Source organism: Listeria ivanovii subsp. londoniensis, assembly GCF_000763495.1.
Lineage (GTDB): Bacteria > Bacillota > Bacilli > Lactobacillales > Listeriaceae > Listeria > Listeria londoniensis.
On the sequence record NZ_CP009576.1, the window covers coordinates 331209 to 349340 of the forward strand.

Here is an 18132-nt window from a genome sequence, read left to right on the forward strand (position 1 = left end):
AGTAAGCATGAATTATGAGCTGGTTTTTTTAGCAGCGGGTCAAGGTAAACGTATGAATGCAAAACAAAATAAAATGTGGCTAGATTTAGTTGGTGAACCAATTTTTATTCATGCATTACGTCCTTTTTTAGCGGATGATCGTTGTTCGAAAGTGATTGTTGTGTGCCAAGAAACGGAAAGAAATCATGTGAAAAATTGGTTGCAACAGTTAGATGTTGCTGAAAAACGCACAAAAATTGTCAAAGGTGGAAGCGAGCGACAATTCAGTGTAGCTGCTGGTCTGGAACATTGTGGTACAGAGCAAGTAGTTCTTGTACATGATGGGGCGAGGCCGTTTGTAACAATTGATATTATTAATCGTCTTCTTGATGGTGTCAAAGCGAATAAAGCTGCTATTTGTGCAGTGAAGGTCAAAGATACGGTCAAACGAGTTACGGATGGTATCGTGCAAGAAACTGTTGACCGAGAAAATCTTTGGCAAGTTCAAACTCCACAAGCCTTCGAGTTACACATTTTACAAAAAGCACATCAGCTTGCTAAGGAAGAGAAATTTCTTGGAACGGATGAGGCGAGCTTGGTTGAGCGGATACCTATTCCAGTTTCGATTGTTCAAGGAAGTTACTACAATATTAAACTCACCACGCCAGAAGATATGCCGCTTGCGAAGGCTATCCTGGGAGAAATGACAAATACGAAGAAGAAGTAAATCTAGTAAGCAATTTTAACTTGAAAATATTTGAAGGAGTGAATAATTGTGAGTAAAACAAAACGTGTACGTGTACGTTATGCGCCGAGTCCAACTGGATTTTTGCATATTGGGAACGCGCGTACGGCCTTATTTAACTATTTATTTGCAAGACATAATGACGGAGATTTTATTATCCGAATTGAAGATACGGATGCTAAACGTAATGTGGAAGACGGCGAAGAAAGTCAAATGAAAAATCTGAAATGGCTTGGTATAGACTGGGATGAAGGGGTTGATGTTCCTGGGAAATACGGACCTTATCGTCAATCTGAACGCCAATCTATTTACGAACCACTTATTCAAAAACTTTTGGATGAAGGTTTGGCTTATAAATGTTATTGTACTGAAGATGAGTTAGATGCAGAACGCGAAAAACAAAAAGCAAATGGTGAAATGCCTCGTTACAGTGGGAAATGTCGTCATTTAACAAAAGAACAACAAGCAGAAAAAGAAGCGCAAGGTTTTAAGCCAAGTATTCGTTTTAAAGTCCCTGCAAATCAAACGATTACTTTTAACGATATGGTAAAAGATGATGTCTCTTTTGAATCAAATGGGATTGGAGACTTTGTTATTGCGAAGAAAGATGGTATTCCAACATATAATTTTGCAGTAGCAGTAGATGATCATTTAATGGAGATTTCTCATGTGCTTCGCGGAGATGATCACATTTCTAATACACCGAAACAATTACTTATTTATAATGCTTTTGGTTGGGAGCCACCAATTTTTGGTCATATGACGCTTATTGTAAATGAAAGCAGACGTAAATTAAGTAAGCGTGATGGTTCGATTATTCAATTTATTGAGCAATATCGTGATTTAGGTTACTTGCCGGAAGCGTTATTTAATTTTATTGCAATGCTTGGTTGGTCTCCAGAAGGCGAAGAAGAAATTTTCTCTAAAGAAGAATTCATTCAAATGTTTGATCCAAAACGTCTATCTAAATCGCCAGCGTTGTTTGACAATGTTAAATTAACATGGGTGAACAATCAATATGTGAAGAAATTACCGCTAAATGATGTCGTAGAGCTTTCTTTACCACATTTACAAAAAGCAGGAGTTGTTTCTGAAGAGTTAGACCAAGCTGAACTTAATTGGGTGCACAAGTTAGTTTCGCTTTACCATGAACAAATGAGTTATGGTGCCGAAATCGTGCCACTTTCTGAAATGTTCTTTGCTGATGCTGATTCGATTACTTTTGATGAGGAAGAAAAAGCAGTTCTTGCAGAAGAAACTGTGCCAACTGTTATTTTAGCCTTCAAAAAAGAATTGGAAGCTTTAGAAGTTCTAGAGGCTACTGAAGTAAAAGCGGCTATCAAACGCGTTCAAAAAGAAACTGGTGTCAAAGGTAAAGGGTTATTTATGCCAATTCGAATTGTCACTACTGGTGAAATGCACGGCCCTGAATTGCCACTTGCTATTGAAGTACTTGGCAAAGAAAAAGTAATTAATCGATTAGATACATGGCTACAAAATAACTAACATTTAAGCGGAGCGCCTTTGCTATTTGCGGGGCGCTTTGTTATTTTAATATATTTCAGTTGCAAGGATTTTTATTGCTGTTATAATAGAACTAAATATATGGAAAAGTGCTGATAGGAAGAAGTACGGAATTTTAAGCTTGTAGAGAGAGTTGCCTTGGCTGGAAGCGACTTAGCTGAACACTCCTGAAATGCCTCCTTGAATTCTGGTGGGAATTTTAGTATCACCAGACGAAATGTGGGTCGTTACCCCCACCCCTAGAGTTGGAGTATCTACCAGAAATTTGGCAGAACTCAAGTCAGAGTGGAACCGCGCAAAGCGTCTCTGTAGTAGAGGGGCTTTTTTTGTTGGTTTTTAAGGCTAATGAAAAAAAGTACTAACTTGAATAAGGAGGCAACAAAATGCCAACTCGCTTAAAAGAAGATATTGCAACAATTATAAAAAATGATCCTGCAACAAAGAGCTTTTTTGATGCTTTTTTAACTAATCCTGGACTTCACGCGCTTTGGTGGCACCGGGTGGCGAACTTTTTTTATCGTCATAAAATGGTTTTATTTGCCAAAGTGTTATCTCAAGTGGCGCGTTTTCTAACTAATATAGAGATTCACCCAGGAGCAACGATAGGTAGGCGGCTCTTTATTGACCATGGTGCGGGAATTGTTATTGGAGAAACAGCAGAAATTGGCGAGGATGTAACGATATTTCATGGAGTCACACTTGGGGGGACGGGGAAAGATTGTGGAAAACGTCATCCAACAGTTGGTGATGGCGCACTAGTTTCAGCTGGAGCAAAAGTACTGGGACCAGTCGAAATTGGTGCAGGTTCGCGAATTGGAGCGGGAGCAGTGGTTTTAAAAGATGTTCCACCAGGCGCAACAGTTGTAGGGATTCCAGCTAAAGTAGTTCGTCTTAATGGACGGACAGTAGGACACGCAGTTCCAAAGATGGATGAACTTAATTTACGAATTGCTGAATTAGAAAATATAGTAGAAAAACTTTTGAAGAAAAAGGAGTAGATTGGCTTGTCGATACAAATTTTTAATACGTTAAAACGAGAGAAAGAACCCTTTAAACCGCTGAGAGATGGCGAAGTGAAAATGTATGTATGTGGTCCAACTGTATACAATTACATCCATATAGGGAATGCGCGTCCGATTATTATATTTGATACAGTTCGACGTTATTTCACGTATCGTGGGTATGATGTGAAATTCGTATCTAATTTTACTGATGTGGATGATAAGCTAATCCATGCTGCAAATGAGTTGAAGCTAACAGTTCCGGAAGTAGCAGATCGTTTTATTGGAGCTTATTTTAATGATGTCGATCAACTGAATGTCGCAAAAGCTAGTGTAAATCCACGGGTAACGGAAAATATGGATGAAATTATTCAGTTGATAAGTACATTGATTGAAAAAGGCTATGCGTATGAGTCAGCTGGAGATGTATATTTCCGTACGAAAGAATTTAAGAATTATGGTAAACTATCTGGACAAGCGTTATCAGAATTACAGCACGGGGCTAGAGTCGAGCACAATGAACGTAAACAAGATGAACTCGATTTCACGCTTTGGAAGGCTGCAAAACCAGGGGAGATTTTTTGGGAAAGTCCGTTTGGAAATGGTCGTCCTGGTTGGCATATTGAATGTTCGGCGCTTGCTAAAAAATATCTTGGTGACACGATTGATATTCATGCTGGTGGGCAAGATTTAATTTTCCCTCATCACGAAGACGAAATTGCGCAATCAGAAGCAGCAACAGGTAAAACATTTGCTAACTACTGGATGCATAATGCTTTTTTAAATATTGATGGTGAAAAAATGTCTAAATCGCTTGGGAATTTTATTACGCTCCATGATGTTCTAAAAGACAATGATCCAAATGTCATTCGATTCTTTATGCTTTCCGTACATTACAGGAAACCTATTACTTTAAACGATGCCATTTTAGAAGATGCCAGAAATGGATTGGAACGTTTAATGATTGCTTATCAAAACATTGACCATCGTATTCAAACTGATGATGGGGAATATGTGGAAGAAGCCCATCAAGACGAATGGTTAGAGCAATTAACCGAACTGAAGCACGCTTTTGAAGAAGATATGGATGATGATTTTAACACAGCAAATGCAATTACAACATTCCATGAACTTGCAAAGCGAGCGAATATTTATCTGTCGAAAGAAGTTGTTTCCGTTAATGTATTGCGAGAATTCCTAAGTATGATGCGTTTATTTGCCGAAGTTTTAGGGTTGAAACTAGAGAATATGCAAACAGATTCGCTTGATGACAATGAAGTAGAAGCGCTAATTGAAGAACGATTACAAGCTAGAAATGAACGTAATTTCGCACGAGCTGATGAAATTCGGGACATTTTAAAAGAAAAAAATATTATTTTGGAAGACACTGCGCAAGGTACGCGGTTTAGACGGGGGTAAATATGGAAGAGGTTAAAGAATACAAACAACTCAATGGTCTCGCACTTGCTTATATGGGCGATGCTGTTTATGAAAAATTTATCCGCGAACATTTGCTAGCAACTGGAAAAACCAAGCCTAACCAACTGCACAAAACAGCCACAAAATTTGTATCGGCTAAAGGTCAAGCGGTGGCACTTAAAAAAATGATAGCAAATGATTTCTTAACAGAGGAAGAAGCGGCGGTTGCTAAACGGGGGCGGAATGCAAAGTCGTATACTGTTCCGAAAAATACAGATCCTGCAACATATAGTATGTCTACATCATTTGAAGCGGTACTTGGGTATCTTTATTTAGCAGGACAACTCGACCGACTTCAAGAATGGATGGAAAAGGCACTTGAAATAGTAGAAAAAGGAGTGGAGAATAATTAATGGAACAAGAAAATGAACAAGAATGGATTGGCGGTAGAAATCCAGTTCTCGAAGTATTGCGTTCAGATAGAGATATTCATAAAATTTACGTACAAGAAGGCGTGCAAAAAGGTGTTTTAAAGCAAGTTTTAGCCTCAGCAAAAGATCGTAAAATCCAAGTTCAATTTGTGCCAAAACAAAAAATTGAAAAAGTGGTTAATGGCGCACATCAAGGAGTGGCAGCGCAAGTCGCAGCATATCAATATGCCGAACTTGATGACTTGTTTAATGCAGCTGAAGCAAAAGGTGAAATGCCTTTCTTTATTATTTTAGATGAATTAGAAGATCCGCATAATCTTGGCTCCATTATGCGGACGGCAGATTCAGTTGGAGCACATGGGATTATTATTCCAAAACGACGTGCAGTTGGTTTAACGCAAACTGTAGCAAAGGCTAGTACAGGTGCAATGGAATATGTACCAGTTGTTCGGGTGACGAATATGGTACGGACTATGGAAGAATTACAAAAACGTGGCTTATGGATTTTTGGAACAGATGCAAATGGTAGTAGTGATTACCGGACAATGGATGTGGACATGCCGCTTGCGATTGTTATTGGTAGCGAAGGCTTTGGAATGAGCCGTTTAGTTAGAGAAAAATGTGACTTTTTAATTCATTTGCCAATGCGCGGAAAAGTGACGTCATTAAATGCTTCTGTTGCAGCTAGTATATTACTTTATGAAGTTTACCGGAAACGTTTCCCACTGGAGAAATAATGATGGAACAGATTTTGCTTGTTGACGGATATAATGTGATTGGGGCTTGGCCAGAGTTGAGTTATTTGAAAGATCGGGACTTGGAAGCGGCGCGAGATAAACTTATCGAATGGATGGCTGAATATCAAAGTTATACGGGGTACCGAGTGGTGGTCGTTTTTGATGCGCAGTTTGTGCGTGGGGTAAAGCGGAAAAGTATGAAACACCAAGTCGAAGTAGTTTTTACACATGAAGATGAAACAGCAGATGAATTTATCGAACAAAAAGCTATCGAATGGAAAGACGCCCGAACACAAATTATTGTTGCCACATCAGACTATACAGAACAATGGGCGATATTTGGTCAAGGAGCGCTACGAATTTCTTCTAGGGAACTACTTTTTGAAATTCAAGAAATGAGTAAACAAATTGGTCAAAAAATCAAGCGAATTCAAGAAAAAATGCCAAAATCAAACCTCGATATAGATTCTGAGGTTATTTCCCAGCTTGAAAAGTGGCGTAGAGGCGAAAAGTAAGGGATTGACGGCAAGTTTTTAGCTATGTATAATAAAGCAACCTAAGAAGAAATCCTGTCGAAAAGGAGCCGAGTAGCTTAGTGGATAAATCAGTAAATCGAGAAGAGATGAAGATGCTTGAACTAGCTAGAAGCGGTGATACAGATGCATTAGAATATTTTTTCAGTAAGTACCAATCAGTTGTCTACTGGAAATCAACGCAATATTTTTTACAAGGTGCTGAGCGAGATGATTTAATCCAAGAAGCGATGATTGGATTATTCAAAGCGATTCGTGATTATAATCAAACCAAAGAAGCTTCTTTTCGTTCTTTTGCGGAAATGTGTATTAATAGGCAGCTTCTTTCAGCGGTGAAACGGGCTTCTCGGCAGAAGAACATACCACTTAATAATTCTGTTTCACTAGATACCCCAATGGCTGAAGATGATGTAGACTGGACTTTACTCGATGTCATTTCCGAAAAAGCTGCTGAAACCCCAGAAGATTTTTTAATCAAAAATGAAGATTTAACTCATGTAGCGCGAAAGTTAGAAGAAGTTACAAGTGAATTTGAAAAAGAAGTTTTAAAACAATATTTAGAAGGGAAAAGCTATCAAGAAATGGCTGTTTTCTTCAACAAAAAAGAAAAGGCAATCGATAACGCTTTACAACGAGTCAAAAAGAAAATGATGAAGCAGTTTGACTAAGAAAACAATTGACTAGAAATGAGTCAAGTGTTATATTTATATGGATGAAATGTGCCTATTTTTTGGCATGGCATATTTAATGATTGCGGAGTTGAGATAATTTATGAAGAAAAAAACATCCCTCGCTTGTTCTGAGTGTGGTTCGAGAAACTATACTGTTAATGTCAGCGGGACGCAGAAAGAAACTCGCTTAGAAGTGAAAAAATTCTGTCGGCACTGCAATAAACATACAATACATCGAGAAACAAAATAGACGATATGGAGGTTTTGGTATGTCTGCAATAGCAAGATTCTTTCGGAATGTTTCATCCGAAATGCATAAAGTTACATGGCCAACTAGAAAAGAACTTTTAACATACACAGTAACAGTAGTTATTACAGTAATTTTATTTGCATTATTCTTTATGTTCATTGATTTCGGTATCGAACAATTAATTAAACTTATAATGTAGTGCTAGGAATTTTACAAAGAAAATGATATACTATTACTTGAGACAAAACCCGTACAACTTTCGGGTTTTTTATTTTGGATTATACTAAAAGGAGGATGGCGGCAAAATAGGATGCAGCCAAACAAACAATGGAAAAAAATTGGTATGTAGTTCATACTTACTCCGGTTATGAAAATAAAGTCAAAGCAAATTTAGAAAAACGTGTAGAATCAATGGGGATGTCAGATAAAATCTTTCGTGTTATTGTGCCAGAAGAAGAGGAAACAGAAGTAAAAAATGGTAAGACAAAAACAATTAAACGCAAAGTCTTTCCTGGTTATGTACTAGTAGAAATCGTGATGACAGATGATTCTTGGTATGTAGTTCGTAATACGCCGGGTGTTACTGGCTTTGTCGGCTCATCAGGTTCTGGTTCAAAACCAACACCACTACTTCCTGAAGAAGCGGACCGTATCTTGAAAAGCATGGGCATGGTTGAAAAACGTGCCGAAGCTAATTTCGAAATTGGCGAAACCGTTATGGTTAAAGAAGGACCTTTCGCTGACTTCTCCGGTAAAGTTGACGAAATGGACAACGATAAAGGGAAGGCGAAAGTCATGGTGAACATGTTCGGTCGTGAAACACCAGTCGAAGTTGATTTCAATCAAATCGAGAAAATATAAATGGGACAACCTCTACGGGGAATCGTGGAGGTTGTTTTGATAGAAAGGAGGCGCGCGATGAAGCAAGCTAAAGAAATCTACTTAGAATTAAAACGAGAAGCTTACTTTTTTGAGCTTGATTTTCCATTATACCTAGGTAATGGTCAAGGCACTGGTGAACTTTGTATGGATTATAATGAAGAAGATGGATATATGCTCTATGGTTATGAACGAGGCAAACGCTTCAGTGAATTTAAAACAAATGATTTGGAAGAGTTCAGATATGAAGTTTTTTTACATCTTTGCTGGTATATGGGAATGGAATTTGAGTTAAGGCATCGAAAAGAAGATACAAAAAGAGATGATAACATTCTTGAAACTGACACGCGAAAAATTGCTTTTGAAAAAACATTACAATTATTAAAAACAGTGAATCCGGCATGGATAGACAAGGCGGCGCTAGGTTATACAGGTTATTTGAATCTCTGGCGCAAAAAGCAAAATGTTTATTTTGATAAAGAAGTGATGGAGTTTAAAGTAAATCCATAAAAAATATTGCAACTAAATGCTTATAGTGGTATCATATATAAGTACGTTTTTACGTATGTTTTAACGTGGGAGGGGAAATATCAGCCCCAGTCAACCACATCACGGACTTAAGGAGGTATGTCTCGTGGCAAAAAAAGTGATTAAAGAAGTTAAACTTCAAATTCCAGCAGGTAAAGCAAATCCTGCACCTCCAGTTGGACCTGCATTAGGTCAAGCTGGCGTAAACATCATGGGATTCTGTAAAGAGTTTAATGCTCGCACAGCCGATCAAGCTGGTCTTATTATTCCTGTTGTGATCACTGTATTTGAAGACCGTTCGTTTACGTTCATCACTAAAACTCCACCAGCAGCTGTATTACTTAAAAAAGCAGCTAAAGTGGAAAAAGGATCCGGTGAACCAAACAAAACAAAAGTTGCATCTGTAACTCGCGCTCAAGTACAGGAAATTGCTGAAACTAAAATGCCAGACCTTAACGCTGCAAATGTTGAATCTGCAATGCTAATGGTTGAAGGTACTGCACGTTCTATGGGTATCACTATCCAAGACTAATCGTGTGTTTCACAATTTGACAATTAAGGAGGAAAAGAAATGGCTAAGAAAGGCAAAAAGTATCAAGATGCTTTAAAACAAATTGATGCAAACAAAGTTTACACTGCAGAAGAAGCAGTTGAACTTGCTAAAAAAATTGACTTCGCTAAATTCGATGCAACTGTTGAAGTAGCATTCCGTCTTGGCGTTGACCCTAAAAAAGCGGACCAACAAATCCGTGGTGCTGTTGTATTACCGAACGGTACTGGTAAAACTCAACGCGTATTAGTATTCGCAAAAGGTGAAAAAGCTAAAGAAGCTGAGGCTGCTGGAGCTGATTACGTTGGTGAATCTGAATTCGTTGAAAAAATCAACCAAGGTTGGTTTGACTTTGACGTTATCGTTGCAACACCTGACATGATGGGTGAAGTTGGTAAATTAGGCCGTGTCCTTGGACCAAAAGGTTTAATGCCAAACCCTAAAACTGGTACAGTAACTATGGACGTAACTAAAGCAGTTAACGAAATTAAAGCTGGTAAAGTAGAATACCGTGTTGATAAAGCTGGTAATGTTCATGCTGCAATCGGTAAAGTATCTTTTGATGCTGCTAAACTAGTAGAAAACTTCCGTACTGTGAATGACGTTCTACAAAAAGCAAAACCTGCTGCTGCGAAAGGTACTTACGTGAAAAATCTTTCCGTAACAACTACTTTCGGACCTGGAATCCAAGTTGACCCAGCAAGCTTATAAAATTTAACTTGACCAGCCCCTTGTCTTTTGATAAGATAGGCTAGTTGAAACAATCAAATATCCTTACCGTAGACAGTTGGCGCGTTTATCGCTTAAATTTGCCACCCGAGGGATTTCTTTTGAAGTGTGCGTCCGCGTGCATTTTACAAAAACCTCTGACGTCTACGGTGTCAGAGGTTTTTTGTTGCTGATCAAACGGAACTTGTGTCTGTTTAATTAGATTTAATTGTTGGACGGAGGTGGAAAAATGAGTAAAGTTCTTGAAGCTAAACAAAGTGCAGTAGAAGAAATTAAAACAAAATTATCAGCTAGTGCGTCTACAGTAATTGTTGATTACCGCGGCTTAAACGTTGGCGAAATCACTGACTTACGTAAACAATTGCGTGATGCTGGTATTGAGTTTAAAGTTTACAAAAACTCACTAACTCGCCGTGCTGTTGAAGCTAACGGTTTTGATGGTTTAGAAGGAGCTCTAACTGGTCCTAACGCAATCGCATTCAGTAATGAAGACGTAGTTGCGCCTGCGAAAATCCTTAACGATTTCGCTAAAGATCACGAAGCACTAGAAATCAAAGCAGGTGTTATTGAAGGTAAAGTTGCTTCTCTTGAAGAAATTAAAGCACTTGCAACACTTCCATCACGCGAAGGATTGCTATCTATGCTTTGCAACGTACTTCAAGCTCCAGTTCGCGGTCTTGCTATCGCTACTAAAGCTGTTGCTGACCAAAAAGAAGGACAAGAAGCATAATCTGTTCTACCCAGGGGAAACCCTACAAACAAATCTCGGTTAAATCCGAAAAAATTATATTATTGGAGGAATTTCAAAATGGCTTTAAACATTGAAGAAATCATTGCTTCCGTAAAAGAAGCATCTGTATTAGAACTTAACGATTTAGTAAAAGCAATCGAAGAAGAATTTGGCGTAACTGCTGCTGCTCCTGTAGCTGTAGCTGCTGCTGGTGGCGCTGCTGCTGAGCAAACTGAATTCACTGTAGAACTAGCTTCTGCTGGCGAATCTAAAATCAAAGTAATCAAAGTGGTTCGTGAAATCACTGGTCTTGGCTTAAAAGAAGCTAAAGAATTAGTTGACAACGCTCCTAAAGCTCTTAAAGAAGGCGTAACTAAAGAAGAAGCTGAAGAATTAAAAGCTAAACTTGAAGAAGTTGGCGCTAACGTAGAAGTTAAATAATTAGTTTGAAGACCTTGGATACTCGTTATCTAAGGTCTTTTTTTACGCAATTAATTAGGTTTAAGAAGAGTTGCCAAAAATTCCTTTTAAATATACTTTAGATCGAGGTTTTATGCTAAAATAACTAGAGATATGAAAGGAAGGTGCGGTTCTTGACTAATAATCATTACTACACAAACGATGAAACAATTAAACACAACCGAAAAACATGGCAAGTGATGTTAAAAGGTTTTAATATGAGTTTTACAAGTGATAATGGCGTGTTTTCCAAAAATACGGTTGATTTTGGCTCGAAATTATTGATTGAGTCTTTTGAGTTAGAAACAAAAACAGGAAAAATCTTGGATGTAGGTTGTGGCTATGGTCCGATGGGATTAACGATAGCGAAAGCATTCCCTGATAGCCAAATGGAAATGGTAGATGTTAATTTGCGCGCACTGGAACTTGCGAAAGAAAATGCGGAAATCAATAAAACTACCAATACGCATATCTATGAAAGTTCGGTTTATAATAACGTAACTGCGAACGATTACCAAGCGATTATTAGTAACCCGCCAATTCGTGCTGGTAAAAAGGTAGTTCACGCGATTTTAGAAGGTGCTTACGATCACTTGCGAGAAAATGGAGAACTTTGGATTGTTATTCAAAAGAAACAAGGTGGCCCATCTGCTGAAAAGAAAATGGAAGAAGTTTTCGGTAATGTTGAAACAGTCGCAAAAGATAAGGGCTATTTTATTTTTAGAAGTGTTAAAAATTAATTTGTATCAAGTGTGGAAACATGCTAATATAGAAATACATTTTACTAAGAAAGGACTGAGGGATATGCTTAGAATGAAAGATATACTAGAAAAAAACAACCAATCAAGACAGAAGATAATAGGTATTTCTTTAACGTTCCTGCATAGACAACCGGTGTCTTTTCAAGGTAGCGTCCGTTAAAAGTTAGGTCCTTCAATCTTTCTTGATTGAGGGACTTTTTTTATACTTAAAAATAAACTTGAAAGAAGTGAGTCGAATGACAATAGGAGAACTGGAGAATTTTAACAGCTAGGAAGAGAAGTGGAGACTTTCATTTCTCTATTAAACAGAAAATGAGGAATAGAAATGCTAACATTAAAAGGAAAATATAACGAAGCGAAAGTTTATACAGATAATGTGGACGACAATACCATCGGGCAAATTATTACGTTGTGTAATCAACCGTTTGCGAAGGATAGTAAGATTCGGATTATGCCCGACACGCACGGTGGTAAAGGTTGTGTGATTGGAACGACAATGACAATTCAAGATAAAATTGTACCGAATTTGGTTGGAGTGGACATCGGTTGTGGGTTGTATGTAGTGAAGCTAAAACCTGGCAAGTTAAAAATGGATTTTGATAAGCTGGATAAAGTTATTCGCGAACGGGTGCCATCTGGAAGCAAAACGCACGATAAGCCTGTGGATCAATTTGATTTGGAAGGTGTAGTTGCGCCAATTCATCTCGGCTGGGCAGCTAGGAGTGTAGGAACGCTTGGTGGCGGGAACCATTTTATTGAGGTAAATCAAGGTTCTGATGGTATTTACCTTGTAATCCACAGTGGAAGTCGGGTTCTGGGTAAAGAAATCGCGAAATATCACCAAGAAGTAGCTTATAAAAGATTAGACATATTGCGTAAAGAATTGAAATTAGATGCAATTGCTGCGAAAAAACGCGGCAATTTAGAAATGGCCAACAACTTGAACGGTGAGCGCGAGCAAGTGAAATTGGATTATGACTTATCTTATGTGACGGGCTCTGATTTAAACAATTATTTAAATGACATGGAAATTGCACAAAAATTTGCAGCGCGTAATCGTTACATCATGGCAGAAACTATTTTAAAAGCGATGAAGTGGAATAAAGCAGTTGTTTCGGCGTTTGATTGTGTGCATAATTACATTGATATCGACAACCGCATGCTTAGAAAAGGTGCGACATCTGCTCAGCTTGGGGAACAAATTATCGTGCCGCTTAATATGCGCGATGGCAGCATTCTTGCAACTGGGAAAGGAAATGCAGATTGGAATTACTCGGCGCCACACGGGGCAGGCAGGATGCTAAGTCGCTCCAAAGCGAAAGCGCAAATCAGTTTAGAAAGCTATCAGGCAGCAATGAAAGACGTTTGGACTACTTCTGTTTCTAAAAAAACAATTGATGAAGCCCCAAAAGCCTATAAATCAGCTAAACAATTACTTGCTGATGTAGAAGATACGATGGAGATACAAGAAATAATTAAACCGTTATACAATTTCAAAGCATGAGCAAAAAGAAGCGGCAAATATTGTAATATTTGCCGCTTCTTCTTTTCATTGTTAGAGTAGCGTTATAAGGAAATAGGTTCTCACTTTTTCTGTAATCTGATATAATAAATTAGTATAGATGAATTTGAAATTTTAGGGAGATAGATATGAATAAAGTGACGAAAATTGGAGATGTAGCAGAAAAAACGGGCTATTCTATAACTACTATTTCTCGAGCAATTAATGGTAATCCAAATGTTTCAGATAAAACGAAAAAGAAAATTTTTGCTGCGATGAAAGAACTGAATTATTATCCTAATAATATTGCTCAACAATTTCGAGGGCAGGGGACTAAGATGATTGGTGTTGTGATTTCCTTTATAACCAATCCTTTTTTTGCGTACCTTGTTGATGCGATTGAACGCTATCTATCTCACAGAGGGTATCAGGTTGTCATGTTGCAAACTTTAGAAAATCCTGCAAAAGAATTACAATTTATCGAGATGTTACAAAAGAAACAGCTAGATGGATTGATTATGGCTAACTTAGAAAATGATACAGAAGAAATTAAGTCGCTAGTTGAAAGTGGCAAAATCGTCCTTTGTAATCGTTATTTGGGAAATGAAAACTTAACGATTATTAACATTGATGAAACGAAAGCGGCTTATCAAGCAACGAACTATTTAATAAAATGCGGTTATAAACGCCTTGCCTACTGTACTGGTGGCATTAAAAATAAAAATGATTACCGTTTTAAAGGATTCATGCAAGCTGTAACAGAAAATGGACTTTCTTTTGATGAATCATTATATTTTGAGAAGTTGTTAACCATTAAAGATGGCGAAAAGCTTCTAGTTAATATTTTAGAAGAGAAATCTACCATGCCAGACGCAATTTTTTCAAATGGTGATACGGTTGCTGCTGGGATATTATATGCTGCAAAAAAATACGGGATAGCAGTGCCAGAGGAGCTAGGAATCATAGGTTTTGATAATCAACCTATAGCGGAAGTTCTGAATCCGGCGTTGACAACTATTGAACAACCAATTAAAGAACTTGGTGAATATTCGGCGCAAGTTCTATTGGCTAATTTACAAGGAACGAGTGTACCGGTAGCGCCTGACCTTGAAACAAAACTAATAATAAGAGAGACTACCAAGTAAATTCTCTCTTATTATTTTTATGAAAACGGTTGACATTTTATAAGATAATTGATATTATTTTTACGATATATGAAACCGCTTAAACTAAAATGACAACCGGTTGTCATTTTAAGTGAAGATAAGGAGAATGTTCAAGTATGAAGAAGTTACTTTTGTCCATCAGTATTATTGTCGGTTTAAGTTTGTTGGCTAGTTGTGGTGTAGAAAAGGAGTACAAGCCAGATATAAAAGTAAACGAGAAAAATGTTTCTTTAAAAGTTTGGGTGGATTTAAATCAGGGTGATTTTTATAGGAAAGTGGTAGATGATTTTAAAAAAGAACATCCTGATAAAAATTATGATATTACGGTTATTGAATCTGAATCTGGACGAGCACAAGAATATGTTCAGAAAGATCCAGAAGCTGCGGCGGATGTATTTATAACTCCGAATGACCGTCTAGGACAACTGGTAGAGTCTGGTGCAGTTTACCAATTAACAAAGTATACAGATGATATTAAGAAAAATAATACACCAACCTCCATTCAAGCTGCTGCATACCAAGATAAAATGTATGGTTTTCCTGTGACGGCGGAAGCGATGTTTATGTATTATGATAAGCGCGTTTTTTCAGAGGATGATATTAAAACTTTTTCTGGAATAACGTCTAAAGGGAAGCTCGGAATAAATCTTGCGGAAGCTGGCGCGGATTATCGTGAAACACCTTGGTTTATTGCAAATGGTACATATCTTTATGGTGAAAATGGCGAAGACCCTTATGGGACAACCTTTAACACTCCAGAAGGCGTCCAAGTACTGAACTGGATTGGTGAGCTGAAAAATAATCCCAATGTTGTCGCTGTAAATGCAGATGAGATTAGTGCGCTTAGATCCGGTAAAATAAATGCCGTTTTTAGTGGGGTTTGGAATAAAGATGCGATACGAGAGGTTTTAGGTGAAAATATGGGAGTGGCAGTATATCCGAAGGCCGATTTTGGAAGTGGTCAGGTAGATATGATGGCTTTCCAAGGAAGCGGGATATACTGTGTGAACGCATTTACTAAATCGCCATTAGATGCGATGGAACTGGCTGATTATATTACTAATGCGGATGTGCAGGAAAAAGCTTTTAAAGAACTGGGGAAAATCCCGAGCAATTTAGAGGCACGAAGTAGTTCTGCAATAGAAAAAGACGATGTGGCGAAAGCTGTTATTGATATGACATCTGGAAAGCACTCCGTTTTAATGCCGAAAATACCTGAAATGAACGTTTTTTGGCAACATATGAATCCGCTATTAGTAGATACTTATAAAGGCAAGATTAAGAAAGCGGATTATCCAGAAGCGCTCGATAAATTAGTCAAAGATATTACACCAGCGAAATAGGAAAGTAGGTTAAGTATATGATGGTTAAGAAGAATTATTTTAATATTTTTAAGAATGGTTCTGTTTCTACGAGATTATCTTATGTAATTATGGGGGCTGGTAATTTGGCTCATAAGCAAATTGCGAAGGGGCTTCTATTTCTTTTTAGTGAACTCGCTTTCTTGTTTTTCCTTGTGTTTTATGGCATTACCTTAATTCAAGGTATGGCGACATTAGGGACAGTTAACCAATCGTGGAATTTTGATAAGAGTTTAGGTATTATGGTTCGAACACCGGGCGACAATTCCATGCTGATGCTAATATATGGGATTATGACAGTTGTTATTTGTGTACTATTTATCTTCTTGTACCTTGCTAATATTAGAAGCGCTAGCCAGGTGGAGGGCTTCCAGCGGGAAAATAAAAAAATCCCAACATTTAAAGAAGATTTAAAGAGTTTGCTAGACAATAAATTTCATGTAACTTTACTGACAATCCCTATGATTGGGGTTGTGGTTTTTACGATAATGCCACTTGTTTATATGATTTCTTTAGCTTTTACAAATTATGATCATGAACATTTACCGCCAAGAAATTTATTTGGATGGGTAGGATTTGTTAACTTTAAAAATGTGCTAAATGGTGATATTTCCAGTACATTCTTTCCAGTGCTTGGATGGACGCTTATTTGGGCGCTTTTAGCTACTGCTACTTGTTTCTTTTTTGGCGTATTGCTTGCACTTCTTATTAATCATAAGGGTGTTAAATTCAAAAAGTTTTGGCGAACTATCTTTGTTATAACTATGGCGGTACCTCCGTTTGTGTCACTTCTCATAATGCAGAACTTGTTGCATGCAGCAGGACCACTTAATACGATGTTACTTAATTGGGGTGTTATAGCGGAGCCGATACCATTTTTGACAGACGCTTTGCTGGCAAAGATATCCGTCATATTTGTTAATATGTGGATTGGGATTCCGGTAACTATGCTAATCGCCACAGGGATTTTAATGAATCTACCGAAAGATCAATTGGAAGCGGCGCGAATGGATGGAGGTAACAGTTTTCATTTATTTAGATACATAACTTTCCCTCAAATCTTAACGGTCATGTTGCCAAGTCTGATTCAACAATTTATTGGGAATATAAATAACTTTAATGTGATCTATCTCTTGACTGGTGGAGGACCTTCGAATAGTAACTTCTATGGTGCTGGGGATACGGATTTGCTCGTGACATGGCTTTATAAATTAACAGTAGAAGCTGCGGATTATAATTTAGCTTCGGTTATTGGGATTGTGACATTCATTCTTAGCGCGGCATTCTCGTTATTTGCCTACACACGTACAAATTCTTATAAAGAAGGGAGCAACTGAAATGAAAAGAGCTACAGTATGGCCTAACCTATTGTTGATAGTGCTCGGGTGTATCTGGATATTCCCGATTATCTGGATTGTTTTGACAGCTTTTAGAGCGGAAAGTGGACAATTTGTTTCGTATATCTTTCCGAAAGAATATACGCTAGATCATTTTGCGTACCTATTTGAAAATCATGAAAATTTTCCTTTTATGTTATGGGTTAAAAATACAATGATTGTTGCGGTGTGTTCCTGTTTATTAAGCACTTTTATAACTGTTTCGATGGCCTATGTGTTATCTAGACTTCGCTTTAGATTTAAAAAGACGATGTTAAAAACAGCGCTAGTTTTAAACATGTTTCCTGCTTTTATGAGTATGATAGCAGTTTACTATATTTTAAAAGCATTTGGATTAACGCAATCTCTAACGGCGCTTGTGTTAATTTATTCATCTACAGCTGCATTAACTTTTTACATTGCAAAAGGATTTTTTGATACAATACCAAAATCTTTAGACGAATCGGCAATGATGGACGGAGCGACGAAGTTAAGTATCTTTACAAAAATAACTTTACCAATGTCTAAGCCAATTATTGTATACACAGCTTTAATGGCATTTATGTTGCCTTGGATGGATTTTATTTTTGCTAAAGTGATTATGGGAGACAATGTGCCTAAATATACAGTGTCGATAGGTTTATATTCCATGTTGAATCAAACAACGGCAAATACAATGTATACAACGTTTGCGGCTGGCTGTATATTGATTGCGGTACCAATTACAATACTGTTTATTTATTTGCAAAAATATTATGTTGAAGGCATTACAAGTGGTGCTGTTAAAGGATAGGAGATAGAT

The 18132-nt window shown here is 37.6% G+C and carries 22 protein-coding genes and 2 other annotated features; all 22 genes read left to right on the forward strand.

Annotated features, from left to right (window positions below):
- Nucleotides 1-7 precede the first annotated feature (7 nt).
- A complete protein-coding gene (gene ispD, locus JL53_RS01645) occupies nucleotides 8-706 on the forward strand; it encodes a 2-C-methyl-D-erythritol 4-phosphate cytidylyltransferase (RefSeq protein WP_003718324.1) in 699 nt (232 codons plus the stop codon).
- A gap of 48 nt (nucleotides 707-754) precedes the next feature.
- Complete coding sequence (gene gltX / locus JL53_RS01650; RefSeq protein ID WP_003718325.1) at nucleotides 755-2230, forward strand: glutamate--tRNA ligase; 1476 nt, start codon at nucleotides 755-757, stop codon at nucleotides 2228-2230.
- A 101-nt stretch (nucleotides 2231-2331) separates the two neighbouring features.
- Nucleotides 2332-2559, forward strand: a binding site (T-box leader).
- Between the two features lie 72 nt (nucleotides 2560-2631).
- A complete protein-coding gene (gene epsC, locus JL53_RS01655) occupies nucleotides 2632-3246 on the forward strand; it encodes a serine O-acetyltransferase EpsC (RefSeq protein ID WP_003718326.1) in 615 nt (204 codons plus the stop codon).
- A 6-nt stretch (nucleotides 3247-3252) separates the two neighbouring features.
- Nucleotides 3253-4668 (forward strand): cysteine--tRNA ligase, encoded by a 1416-nt coding sequence (cysS, locus tag JL53_RS01660; RefSeq protein WP_038406551.1) that lies wholly within the window; start codon nucleotides 3253-3255, stop codon nucleotides 4666-4668.
- Nucleotides 4669-4670: 2 nt separating this feature from the next.
- Nucleotides 4671-5081, forward strand: coding sequence for a Mini-ribonuclease 3 (locus JL53_RS01665; RefSeq protein WP_038406552.1), 411 nt, complete (start codon nucleotides 4671-4673; stop codon nucleotides 5079-5081).
- Nucleotides 5081-5836 carry a 23S rRNA (guanosine(2251)-2'-O)-methyltransferase RlmB gene (rlmB, locus tag JL53_RS01670; RefSeq protein WP_003718329.1) on the forward strand — a complete coding sequence of 252 codons (756 nt, stop codon included), beginning with the start codon at nucleotides 5081-5083 and terminating at the stop codon, nucleotides 5834-5836. The genes JL53_RS01665 and rlmB overlap by 1 nt, the downstream gene beginning before the upstream one ends.
- Nucleotides 5837-5838: 2 nt before the next feature.
- Nucleotides 5839-6351: an NYN domain-containing protein gene (locus JL53_RS01675; protein ID WP_038406553.1), complete on the forward strand. Its 513-nt coding sequence runs from the start codon at nucleotides 5839-5841 to the stop codon at nucleotides 6349-6351.
- Nucleotides 6352-6431: 80 nt separating this feature from the next.
- Nucleotides 6432-7037, forward strand: coding sequence for an RNA polymerase factor sigma-70 (locus tag JL53_RS01680; RefSeq protein ID WP_038406554.1), 606 nt, complete (start codon nucleotides 6432-6434; stop codon nucleotides 7035-7037).
- Nucleotides 7038-7140: 103 nt separating this feature from the next.
- Nucleotides 7141-7290, forward strand: a complete 150-nt coding sequence (gene rpmG / locus JL53_RS01685; protein WP_038406555.1) for a 50S ribosomal protein L33 — start codon at nucleotides 7141-7143, stop codon at nucleotides 7288-7290.
- A 19-nt stretch (nucleotides 7291-7309) separates the two neighbouring features.
- A complete protein-coding gene (gene secE, locus JL53_RS01690) occupies nucleotides 7310-7489 on the forward strand; it encodes a preprotein translocase subunit SecE (protein WP_003718333.1) in 180 nt (59 codons plus the stop codon).
- 128 nt (nucleotides 7490-7617) lie between these two features.
- Entirely contained in the window at nucleotides 7618-8151 is a 534-nt protein-coding gene (nusG, locus tag JL53_RS01695) for a transcription termination/antitermination protein NusG (RefSeq protein WP_003718334.1), read from the forward strand.
- Between the two features lie 57 nt (nucleotides 8152-8208).
- Nucleotides 8209-8679 (forward strand): Imm63 family immunity protein, encoded by a 471-nt coding sequence (locus JL53_RS01700; protein ID WP_038406556.1) that lies wholly within the window; start codon nucleotides 8209-8211, stop codon nucleotides 8677-8679.
- 124 nt (nucleotides 8680-8803) lie between these two features.
- Nucleotides 8804-9229, forward strand: a complete 426-nt coding sequence (gene rplK, locus JL53_RS01705) for a 50S ribosomal protein L11 (protein ID WP_003718336.1) — start codon at nucleotides 8804-8806, stop codon at nucleotides 9227-9229.
- Nucleotides 9230-9268: 39 nt separating this feature from the next.
- The gene (gene rplA, locus JL53_RS01710; protein WP_003718337.1) at nucleotides 9269-9958 is read left to right on the forward strand and encodes a 50S ribosomal protein L1; all 690 of its coding nucleotides are present in this window, start codon (nucleotides 9269-9271) and stop codon (nucleotides 9956-9958) included.
- Between the two features lie 48 nt (nucleotides 9959-10006).
- Nucleotides 10007-10150, forward strand: a sequence feature (ribosomal protein L10 leader region).
- 55 nt (nucleotides 10151-10205) lie between these two features.
- The gene (gene rplJ, locus JL53_RS01715) at nucleotides 10206-10706 is read left to right on the forward strand and encodes a 50S ribosomal protein L10 (protein ID WP_003718338.1); all 501 of its coding nucleotides are present in this window, start codon (nucleotides 10206-10208) and stop codon (nucleotides 10704-10706) included.
- A gap of 78 nt (nucleotides 10707-10784) precedes the next feature.
- Entirely contained in the window at nucleotides 10785-11147 is a 363-nt protein-coding gene (gene rplL, locus JL53_RS01720; RefSeq protein WP_003718339.1) for a 50S ribosomal protein L7/L12, read from the forward strand.
- 152 nt (nucleotides 11148-11299) lie between these two features.
- Nucleotides 11300-11905, forward strand: a complete 606-nt coding sequence (locus JL53_RS01725; RefSeq protein WP_038406557.1) for a class I SAM-dependent methyltransferase — start codon at nucleotides 11300-11302, stop codon at nucleotides 11903-11905.
- Nucleotides 11906-12251: 346 nt separating this feature from the next.
- A complete protein-coding gene (locus JL53_RS01730) occupies nucleotides 12252-13430 on the forward strand; it encodes an RNA-splicing ligase RtcB (RefSeq protein ID WP_038406558.1) in 1179 nt (392 codons plus the stop codon).
- Between the two features lie 146 nt (nucleotides 13431-13576).
- The gene (locus JL53_RS01735; RefSeq protein WP_014601610.1) at nucleotides 13577-14572 is read left to right on the forward strand and encodes a LacI family DNA-binding transcriptional regulator; all 996 of its coding nucleotides are present in this window, start codon (nucleotides 13577-13579) and stop codon (nucleotides 14570-14572) included.
- 137 nt (nucleotides 14573-14709) lie between these two features.
- Nucleotides 14710-15936, forward strand: coding sequence for an extracellular solute-binding protein (locus JL53_RS01740; RefSeq protein ID WP_038406559.1), 1227 nt, complete (start codon nucleotides 14710-14712; stop codon nucleotides 15934-15936).
- 17 nt (nucleotides 15937-15953) lie between these two features.
- Nucleotides 15954-17291, forward strand: a complete 1338-nt coding sequence (locus tag JL53_RS01745; protein WP_014601612.1) for a carbohydrate ABC transporter permease — start codon at nucleotides 15954-15956, stop codon at nucleotides 17289-17291.
- 1 nt (nucleotide 17292) lies between these two features.
- On the forward strand, nucleotides 17293-18123 hold the full coding sequence (locus JL53_RS01750; RefSeq protein ID WP_003723041.1) for a sugar ABC transporter permease: 831 nt from the start codon (nucleotides 17293-17295) through the stop codon (nucleotides 18121-18123).
- The last annotated feature ends 9 nt before the right edge of the window (nucleotides 18124-18132 follow it).